Here is a 4,246-nt window from a genome sequence, read left to right as displayed (position 1 = left end):
TGGCGCGCGCGGCGGATCAGGCGATCCACAACGATGCGCGCGCCCGCTTCACGGCCACAGAAGCCAACGCCCTGGCGCGCGCCACGGGCAAGCGCAAGATCCTGCTGGACGCCGCGCGCGAGTTCGCCCGGGTGACGATCTCTAGGCTGCGCGTGCGCGACGTGCGGCCGGGCCAGTACGCCAACGCGGAGGCGCGCGCCACGCAGAACGCCGAGCGCGCCGTGAGGTCCGGGGATCTGGCCACGGCCGCCGCCGAAAAGCGCAACCAGGTCGTGCAGCAGCAGCTGACCCGCGCTGCCTACCGCGCGCAGGAAGACATCGACAAGACCCTGCGCTACCTGAAGAAATTCGACAGCGCCGGGGTGCGCAAGAACCTGGACACCGATTTTCTCGACCAGATCGACATGCTGCTGGAGCGGTTCGACCTGCGCCAGCGCTCGGACGCGGAGCGCGCCCGGGCCGCCGGCCTGCGCACCTGGGTGCAGTCCCGCCTGAACGCGGGCGAGATCCCGGACATCGCCGAAACCCTGCTGTCCCCGGCCGAGCGCGCCCGCTACCTGGCCGCCGTGCAAAGCCGGGATGCCAACGGGGATCTGATCTACGCGGACGACGATGACGCCATCAAGCTGCTGGCCGAGGCGATCGACAACAGCGCCCAGCGCCACTACAGGGATCTGACGGTCGAGGAGCTGATGGGGCTGCGCGACACAATCTCCGGCATCGAGCACCTGGCCCGACTGAAGCACCGGCTCCTGACAGCGGCCAACGACCGCGATTACGAGGCTGTGCGCGATGAGATCGCTGCCGGCATCGCCGCGCATGCCAGCGCCTCCGGCAAGAACACCAGGACCGCCAGCAGCCTGTCCGGCCGTGCGCTGGAGGCTGTGCGGGCGTTCGGTGCAGAGCACATCAAGGCCTCGACCTGGGCCCGGATCATGGACGGCGGGCAGGATGACGGCCCGGTCTGGCGCTACCTGATCCGGCCGGCCAACGAGGCCGCGAACCACGAGACCCAGATGAAGGCGGAACTGGTCCAGCGGCTGGACGCGATCATCCGGCCGATCATGAAAACTGTTCCCGCAACGGACAAGGGCGGCAGTGGGCGATCCTTCCCCTCCATCGGCGAGTCCCTGAACTGGCAGGAGCGTTTCGCCGTCGCCCTGAACGTCGGCAACGAATCCAACCTGCAGCGCCTGCTGGACGGCCGGGGGTGGACCATGGCGCAGATCCAGCCGGTTCTGGAATCGCTGACAGCGCAGGAACTGCACGCTGTCCAGGCTGTGTGGGACCTGTTCGAGGCGTACCGGCCCCAGGTTGCCGAGCAGGAGCGCCGCATCTACGGCAAGGAGCCGGAGTGGGTGCGGGTCCGACCGATCACGATCCGGTCGGCCGACGGCCAGGCCGTGCAGCTGACCGGTGGCTACTACCCGGTCAAGTTCGACCCCAGGGTGAATATGCAGGCCGGCCAGCACAGCGCGGCTGAGGAGTCCAAGACGAAGACCAAGGCGGCCTATGGTGTCGCCACCACGCGGCGCAGCTTCACCAAGACCCGCGTCGAGGAGGTCAAAGGCCGGCCCCTGCTGCTCAACCTGCAAGGCATGTACAGCGGTTTCAGCGACGTCATCCACGGCCTGGCCTGGCAGGAGTGGGTGATCGATGCCAACAAGCTGCTGCGCTCCAAGACCATCGACACCGCCATCCGCGAGTACTACGGGCCGGAGGTCAAGCACGAACTGGAGCGCTGGCGGGACGACATTGTCATGGGCGCCAGCCGGCAGAACACAGCGTTTGAAAAGACGGTGGGTTTCGTGCGGCAGAACGTCAGCGCGGCCGCTCTGTCCTTCCAGGTGTTCACCGCGGCCATGCAGCCCCTGGGGCTGGCCAACTCCGTCGCGCGCGTCGGCGGATCCTGGATCGCCAAGGGTGTCGGCCGCTACATCGGTGCTCCGGTCGCATCGACGCGCGAGGCCATGTCCAAGTCGACATTCCTGGCGAACCGCACCCGCACCCGCTTCCGGGAACTGAACGAACTGCGCAACCAGGTGCAGGGGCAATCCTCGGCGAAGGAATTCATGGGGCGCTGGGGCTACTGGCTGATGATGCGCACCCAGATGATGATCGACGTGCCCACCTGGTGGGGGGCCTACGAGAAGGCGCTGGCTGATGGCCGCACCGAGGATACCGCCGTGGCCCTGGCGGACCAGGCGGTGAAGGATGCCCAGGGCGGCGGCGAAGAGGTCGACCAGGCCGGCATCGAGCGCGGCGGCGCGCTCCAAAAACTGTTCACGGCTTTCTACTCCTACATGGGCTCGACGCTGAACACCATGTACGCGTCCGCCAAGGTGGACAGCAAGGGCAAGGCCGCCGCCAACATCCTGCTGATGGTGCTGGTTCCGGCCGTCCTGCAGTCCCTGCTGAAGCACGCCATGACCCCAGGCGGGGATGACGACTGGGACGATTGGCTGAAATCCCTGCCGGCGGAGATCGCTTCGTTCATGGCTGGCCTGATGGTGTTCGTCCGGGAGTTGGACCCGTTCGTGAAAGCCGTGGCTGGCGAAGGTGGCATGGGGTATGGTGGCCCCGCAGGGCTGCGGATGATCGGGGATATCGGCCGGCTCGGTCAGCAGATCAACCAGGGGGAATTCGATCTGGCCTTCGGCAAGGCGTTCATCAATGTGCTGGGCGATCTGACAGGTTTGCCGAGCGTGCAGATCAACCGCACGTTGACTGGAGTAGATGCCCTAGCCTCCGGCAAGACCCAGAACCCAGCGGCCCTGCTGATGGGTGTGCAACGCTAAGGACCAAACCGCCACCACAGATATAAGAACGCGTAGAACAAGACGCCGCTGCATCCCACGCCCAGAATGTAGCGTCCTGCTTCACCGAGGTCTGCTTGTCGCCCTATAAGCAGGCCCAGCAGCGCACCTGCGATTATCCCCAGCAACCCGAGAAAGAAGCCGACCCCATCGACCCAACTGTCCTTCTGGCGCACCGGACGTCTTCTGCCAAACATACCCATAGGCCCTTTCCTTTTTTGTGGATGGCTGATCATCGTCGCTCGCCAATGGTTATTGGCCGAGTTCGCACTTTGCGAATTGCAAGGCATCCGCCGCATACTCGTCGGCAACATCCTGCGCTTTTTGCACATAACGCCGTAGATCTTCCACCCAGGAATCAAGTTCCTGTCGGTACATGTCGATGTCGAATTGAGTGCAATTCTGGAGCACCACGCACATGGGCTCGCTCGGCTTTTGCGGCGCCCTGGGGGTGTATATGGGGAACGATGGTTCCGTGCAATACGCCAAGGCTGTTACTGGCAGGGCCAGCGCCAAGGCACATCCCAACGCAGTGATCGATTTCACCGTCTCCCCCTCCTTTCCTTGGGTGCGCGTATCTCTCATTTTGGGCGATAACCTGCGGTCATTCAACTGCACGCACCTGACGCGATGACCATATCCAGCGATGTCCGCAAGGCGGGTCCGTTCGATGGCAATGATGCCACCACGGTCTTCCCCTATGCGTTTGTGGTGTTCTCGACCGCCGAGCTGCTGGTCATCCACACCGATTCGGCGGGGGTCGAGTCTGCTCTGACGTCCGGCTCGGACTACACCGCTACGATGAACCCGGACCAGAATTCCAGCCCGGGGGGCGATGTCACTCTGCCCGCGCCGCTGCCGACGGACGAAAAAATCACGATCACCAGCGCGATGGCCTATTTGCAGACGCTCGACCTCGCCAATCAGGGCGGGTTTTACCCGGACGTGATTGAGCGGGCGCTGGATCGGATTGTCGTGCTTTGCCAGCAGAATGCCGAGCAATTGAGCCGATCGATCAAGATCGGCATCAGCGACGACACGCCGGCAGATGAATACCGGGACTCGCTGCTCCAAGCCGCGCGAGATGCCGTCGCGGCGGCGAGCGCAGCGGCCACATCCGAATCCAACGCCCACGACTCCGAAGTCGCCGCCGCCCTATCGGAAAGCCATGCGGCGACCAGCGAAACCAACGCGGCCACGTCCGCGTCCCAGGCCCTGGCCAGCAAGAACGCTGTGGCATCCTCGGAGACGAACGCGGGCGACTCGGCAAGCGCCGCTGGCGCGGCAGCAGGTGTGGCGACCAGCGCCCGGGATACCGCCGTCGCTGCTGCCAGCGCGGCATCGACCAGCGAGACGAACGCAGCCACGTCGGAAGCCAATGCCGCAACCAGCGCATCATCGGCCAGCGACAGCGCGGACCGGGCCGAAGC

Annotated in this window: 2 protein-coding genes and 1 pseudogene; 2 read left to right on the top strand and 1 reads right to left on the bottom strand. The window is 65.0% G+C overall.

The window, feature by feature from the left end:
• Positions 1 to 2,798, top strand: a pseudogene (locus VDP74_RS15245) (hypothetical protein); the annotation flags it as partial.
• Between the two features lie 270 nt (positions 2,799 to 3,068).
• Here the strand turns inward: VDP74_RS15245 and VDP74_RS15240 are convergent.
• On the bottom strand, positions 3,069 to 3,362 hold the full coding sequence (locus VDP74_RS15240) for a hypothetical protein (protein ID WP_323000484.1): 294 nt from the start codon (positions 3,360 to 3,362) through the stop codon (positions 3,069 to 3,071).
• Between the two features lie 84 nt (positions 3,363 to 3,446).
• On the opposite strand from VDP74_RS15240, the gene VDP74_RS15235 reads away from it, so the two are divergent.
• On the top strand, positions 3,447 to 4,246 hold an 800-nt coding region (locus VDP74_RS15235), incomplete at its 3' end, for a hypothetical protein (RefSeq protein WP_323000483.1).

The organism is Castellaniella sp. (assembly GCF_034674885.1).
Taxonomy (GTDB): domain Bacteria; phylum Pseudomonadota; class Gammaproteobacteria; order Burkholderiales; family Burkholderiaceae_B; genus Castellaniella.
Note: the sequence above shows the minus strand (reverse complement) of the source record. Positions and strands in the feature narration are given on the sequence as shown.